Below are 3878 nucleotides of genomic sequence, written 5' to 3'. Positions count from 1 at the left end.
CGCCGCGCCGCTGCTAGCATGGCGGTCCTTGATGCAATGCCCCGGAGTTTTCCGCGTGAACCCCACCCTCCTCTGGCGCCTGCGGCACCGGCATCCGATGCCCGCTGCGGCCCGGGCCCTCGCAGATCGCGCCGGCCTTCGCCGCTTTCTTCCATCGCAGGTGGTCTCATGACTCCTCCCAACCTGGCATCCCGTGCGAAAGCCGAGGCAAGCGACGCCACGCCGCGCACCCCCGGTACACCGTCGCCCCGCCGCCCCAGCGCGGCGTTCATGCTGCAGCACCCCGCGCACTGCGTGGCGCTGGGCTTTGGTGCGGGACTGAGCCCCAAGGCCCCGGGCACCGTGGGCACCCTGTGGGCCTGGCTGGCCTTTGTGGTGCTGCAGCGCTGGATGGACACCGCGCAACTGGGCCTGCTCATCGCGGGGGGCACGCTGGCGGGCTGGTGGGCCTGCACCGTCACGGCGCGCCACATGGGCATATCCGACCCCGGCAGCATCGTCTGGGACGAAGTCGTGGCTTTCTGGCTGGTGCTGTGGCTGGCCATGCCCATGGGCTTCTGGGGCCAGGCCGTGGCATTTGCCCTGTTTCGCTATTTCGACGCGGCCAAGCCCGGACCGGTGGCCTGGGCCGATCAGCTGTTCAAGGGATTCGGCTGGCGTGGCGGGTGGGGGATTCTGTTCGACGACTTTGTCGCGGCGTTCTGCACGCTGCTGGTGATCGCGGTGTGGAGGTTCTTCGCTTGATCACCCAATCACTATCAAAATATGAGCAACCGGTGCTTAACCAGCAAGCGCAAGAAGCTGTTCTGAGGCAAATTTCCGGTCAGTTGCTGGCGCGTGGCTGGATGCTGGCCACCGCCGAGAGCTGCACGGGCGGCATGATCGCCGCCGCCTGCACCGACCTGGCCGGATCGAGCCAATGGTTCGAGCGCGGCTTCGTCACCTATTCCAACGCAGCCAAGACCGAACTGCTGGGCGTGCCCGCCGCGCTGATCGAAGCGCATGGCGCCGTCAGCGAGCCCGTGGCCCGCGCCATGGCCGAGGGCGCCGTGGCGCATTCACCCGCCCAGGTGGCGGTAGCCGTCACGGGCGTGGCGGGCCCCACGGGCGGCAGCGCCGAGAAACCCGTGGGCACGGTGGGTTTGGCTGGCATGTGGCCGGGCAGACGCACACAGAGGTGCAGCACTTTGCCGGCGACCGCGCGGCCATTCGCGCCGCCACGGTGCGCCACGCACTGGCGCGGCTGCTGGGTTGGCTGGGCCCCTGAGCGTCCGCTCTGATCCATGCGCGCGGCCAGCGCGCGAAGTCAGCGCTTGCGGCGCACGGCGTTGAAGGCCGAGGCAGCCATGGCCAGCACCAGCAGGATCAGGCCCCACTCACTGAGCGTGGGGATGCTGGCGGCCGAGGCCAGCGCCGCCAGCACGGTGATACTGGCGGTCGCCGGAGGCGCCGATGGCCCGGCGGAGTTCAGGGTAGACGTGGTGTTGTTCTTCACACCCATGCTGGTGGCCGTGACGTTGACCGAGAAGTTGCAGGAGCCTCCGGTCGGCAGGTTGCCCGCCGCCAATGCCACCGAGCCCGATCCTTGCACGGCAGTGACGGCGCTGCCAGGGCCGCACAGGCCGGTCAGGCCGTTGGGCGTGGCCACGACCAGCCCCGCCGGCAGCGTGTCCGTGAAATTGATGCCCGAGGCGGGGACACCCATGACGTTGTTGATCGTGAACGACAGCGAGGTCGATCCATTCAGCGGCATCGTCGGCGCGCCAAAGCTCTTGGAAAACGTGAACGACGCCCCCGCCTGCGCGCTCGGTGCCGCCAGCAAAGCACATGCGCTGAATGCCAGAGCCGCTGTCCATCTTGGGTTTTTCATGCTGTTTTCCATGGTGAGCGCCCGGCCGCACCGCGCGGCAAAGCCATCGGTTTGTAACAGAATCGTGCGCCCTTGTCTCCGCCAAAATGACCGCTGCTCAGCGCTCCCGGCCCGCGAACGGCAGCCACAGCGCGCGCCACAGCCCAGGCTCGCCACGGCCCTCGCCATCGGCCAGCCCCAGCCGCATCGCCTGGTGGCCCTGCGCGGGCTGCGCGCAGTAGGTACGGAACAGATGGTCCCACCAGGGGAACACCATGCTGAAGTTGGCATTGCCTTCGTCCAGGCGCACGGAATGGTGCACGCGGTGCATGTCGGGCGTCACCAGCACCAGACGCAGCCAGCGGTCCAGCGCCGGCGGCAGCGCAATGTTGGCATGGCAGAACAGCGTGTGCGCCAGTTGCAGCACCGCGTACAGCGCCAGCGCCAGCAACGGCACGCCCAGGGCAGCGCAAAGCATCAGGGTCAGCGACGCCAGCACGATGACCTCCAGCGGGTGGTGGCGCACGCTGGTGGACACGTCCATCGCCTCGTCCGCGTGGTGCACCTGGTGCAGGCGCCAGAGCAGCGGAATGGCGTGCGCCAGCCAGTGCAGGCCGAACTGGACCAGGTCCACCAGCATCACGCCGAGCGCGATCTTGACGGCATCCGGCCAGGCCGTGGCAACCAGCCCGCTCCAGCCCGCGGCGCTGCCCAGCCGGATGGCCGCGTCCTGCAGCGGACCGAAGACCGTGGCCATCAGCGCCACGCCGGCCCCGTACAGGCCCAGGTTGACGACCCAGCGCGTCGGAGCCCCCCTCTGCCCCTGGCGCCGCGGCCAGCCACGCTCCAGCAAGGCCAGCAGCCCGCCGCCCAACAGCAGCAAGACGTACTGCACGGTGTCCAGGTGGTGGAGCAGGGTTTCCAGTGTCCGTGCCATCGCCGGCCCTCAGTGCTGCCGCGTCAAGCGCCGTGGCACTTCTTGTATTTCTTGCCGCTGCCGCAGGGGCACAGGTCATTGCGGCCCGGTTCGGGCGCCTTGCGCACCGTTTCGACACGCGGGCCCATGCTCTTCCAGAGCTGGCGCAGGTCGTACACCGCCCAGATGGCCTCGCCGAAGGCTTCAACGCGTGCCTGGCTGGTGCTGGGCGGCCCGTCCTCGTTGAACATGCAGACCTCGGGCTTGCCGGTGTCGTCCTCGGTCAGCGCGACGATGCTGTCGAGGGCGTCGTCAAGCCAGCGGGCGGCCTCCTTGTCGCGCGGGGCGGCCCAGTCCTCGGGCCAGTTTTCCACGGCAAACATGAAGCCCAGGGCCCAGACCTGACCGAACGAGGGAATCTCCTGGTCATCGCCCATTTCGGCGCGTTGCTCGTCGGTGAGGCTGGCCACGGCGCCGCGCATATCCATGGCCTCGGGCTGGAAGGTGCGGTCATCGTCCAGCGTCTCGACCTTGGCGTCGAGTTGCGCCTCGACTTCGTTCCAGCGGCGCATCCACAGTTCGATGAACCGCGCCTGCTGCGCCGCGTCGGCGAACGCCGGCAGCAGGGGCAAGGGCTCTCCTTCGGGCACGTCGAGCGCCGCGCCATCGCTCAGCAGCATGGGCAGGTATTCGGCGGGCGGGATGGGGCGCCGGGTGCAGATCAGCGCCGTGAGAAAACCGTCGCAGAACTCCCACTGCGGAATTTCCTCGCCGCGCGTGCGCAGATCGTCCAGCAGCGTGTCGATCTCGTCGAGTTCATCGGGGCCGAGGGCCGGCGCGGCGGACGCGGCGGCGTCCGAGGGTGCTTGGTGGGGGGTGTTCATTGAGGAAGCTCCAGTCAACGGGGCGCCAAAGGCTTTTATGATGCCCGTGCCCCTGCAAAGGCGGCCAGTGTAGCCGCCACCCGATCCTGCCAAAGCACCACCCATGCCCTGCCCCGCCCCCTGCCTGCTTCCGGCCTGCCCCGCAGTGCGCGCCCGGTACATGCGGGTGGGCCAGCCAGGTTGCGCAGGGCTGGCCCTGCCGGGCTGCCCCGCCGGGCGCATGCGCGCG

Annotated in this window: 4 protein-coding genes and 1 pseudogene; 2 read left to right on the top strand and 3 right to left on the bottom strand. The window is 69.1% G+C overall.

Annotated elements, in window-relative coordinates:
• Positions 1 to 168: 168 nt before the first annotated feature.
• Both ACDELDRAFT_RS19985 and ACDELDRAFT_RS19980 read left to right on the top strand, forming a co-directional pair.
• Complete coding sequence (locus ACDELDRAFT_RS19985) at positions 169 to 744, top strand: phosphatidylglycerophosphatase A family protein (RefSeq protein ID WP_005799867.1); 576 nt, start codon at positions 169 to 171, stop codon at positions 742 to 744.
• 101 nt (positions 745 to 845) lie between these two features.
• Positions 846 to 1189, top strand: a pseudogene (locus ACDELDRAFT_RS19980) (CinA family protein); the annotation flags it as partial.
• Positions 1190 to 1306: 117 nt separating this feature from the next.
• Here ACDELDRAFT_RS19980 and ACDELDRAFT_RS24335 read toward each other — a convergent pair.
• From ACDELDRAFT_RS24335 to ACDELDRAFT_RS19965, 3 genes are all read right to left on the bottom strand, one after another.
• Entirely contained in the window at positions 1307 to 1870 is a 564-nt protein-coding gene (locus ACDELDRAFT_RS24335; protein WP_005799865.1) for an IPTL-CTERM sorting domain-containing protein, read from the bottom strand.
• A gap of 97 nt (positions 1871 to 1967) precedes the next feature.
• Positions 1968 to 2786 (bottom strand): sterol desaturase family protein, encoded by an 819-nt coding sequence (locus tag ACDELDRAFT_RS19970; RefSeq protein WP_005799864.1) that lies wholly within the window; start codon positions 2784 to 2786, stop codon positions 1968 to 1970.
• A 23-nt stretch (positions 2787 to 2809) separates the two neighbouring features.
• Positions 2810 to 3649 (bottom strand): UPF0149 family protein, encoded by an 840-nt coding sequence (locus ACDELDRAFT_RS19965; RefSeq protein ID WP_005799863.1) that lies wholly within the window; start codon positions 3647 to 3649, stop codon positions 2810 to 2812.
• Positions 3650 to 3878 lie beyond the last annotated feature (229 nt).

The sequence above is a fragment of the Acidovorax delafieldii 2AN genome (assembly GCF_000175235.1).
In the GTDB taxonomy this organism is placed as follows: Bacteria; Pseudomonadota; Gammaproteobacteria; order Burkholderiales; family Burkholderiaceae_C; genus Acidovorax; species Acidovorax delafieldii_B.
The sequence above is the reverse complement of the archived record's forward strand: the minus strand, read 5'-3'. Positions and strand labels throughout refer to the sequence as shown.